1 protein-coding gene is annotated in these 1,003 nt (G+C 61.7%); it reads right to left on the bottom strand.

The window, feature by feature from the left end:
- On the bottom strand, nt 1-1,003 hold a 1,003-nt coding region (locus NYE29_RS34475), incomplete at both ends, for an amino acid adenylation domain-containing protein (protein WP_340899916.1).

Below are 1,003 nucleotides of genomic sequence, written 5' to 3'. Positions count from 1 at the left end.
TAAATAACCCCGCGCCAGTCCGTCGCCCGTGATGCACAGCTCCCCCGCGACACCCATCGGCTGCAGTTGCTGCCCTTCGCCCAGAATATAGGCCCGCAGCGTCGGTAACGGCTTGCCGATGTTGCTGATGCCGTTTGTGATCTCCGCCTCTCCAAGCTTCTTGTACGTCACGTGCACGGTCGTTTCCGTGATCCCGTACATGTTGATCAATTCCGTATGGGGATACTTCCGCCGCCATGCCCGCAACTGGCCCGGCGCCAGCGCTTCTCCGCCAAAGATCACGGCTCGCACGCACAGCTCCGCGTCCGCCTCTTCCATTTCCCGCTCTGACAACGCATAAAACGCGCTCGGCGTCTGGTTCAACACCGTCACCCGCTCCTGCCGCAGCAGCCGCACCATCTGCTCCGGGTCCCTCGCCGTCATCAGCGGCACAACCACCAGCTTGCCTCCATAAAGCAGCGCTCCGTACATTTCCCATACCGAAAAATCGAAGCAATACGAGTGGAACAACGTCCACACGTCCCGTTCGTTGAAATCAAACGCCATGCGGTCGTTGAACAACAGCCGCACCACGTTCCGATGCGTAATCATCGTCCCTTTTGGCTTTCCGGTCGTCCCTGAGGTATAGATCACGTAGGCCAGATGCTCCGGCTTCGTCGCCTGCGGCGGATTCTCCGCAGGCATCGGCTCCGTTTCTAAGGCATATACCCGGCATCCCGCGAACGGAAGTGCCGGCGTCCGAAGCTCGACGTCACGGGTCGTCACCAGCCACTGCGCCCCGCTGTCCGCCAGCGTATAGGCGATTCGCTCAGCCGGATAATCCGGATCGATCGGCAAGTACGCCCCGCCGGCCTTCAGGATGCCGAGCACCCCGACGAGCATCTCCACCGAGCGATCCATCAGGATCGCCACGATACGGTCCGGCCCCACACCTTGCCCGCGCAGCGTCCACGCCAGTTGATTCGCCCGCGCGTTCAGCTCCGCATAGGTCAGCTGCTGATCC

The sequence above is a fragment of the Paenibacillus sp. FSL M7-1046 genome, from assembly GCF_038007405.1.
In the GTDB taxonomy this organism is placed as follows: Bacteria; Bacillota; Bacilli; order Paenibacillales; family Paenibacillaceae; genus Paenibacillus_AQ.
Note: the sequence above shows the minus strand (reverse complement) of the source record. Positions and strands in the feature narration are given on the sequence as shown.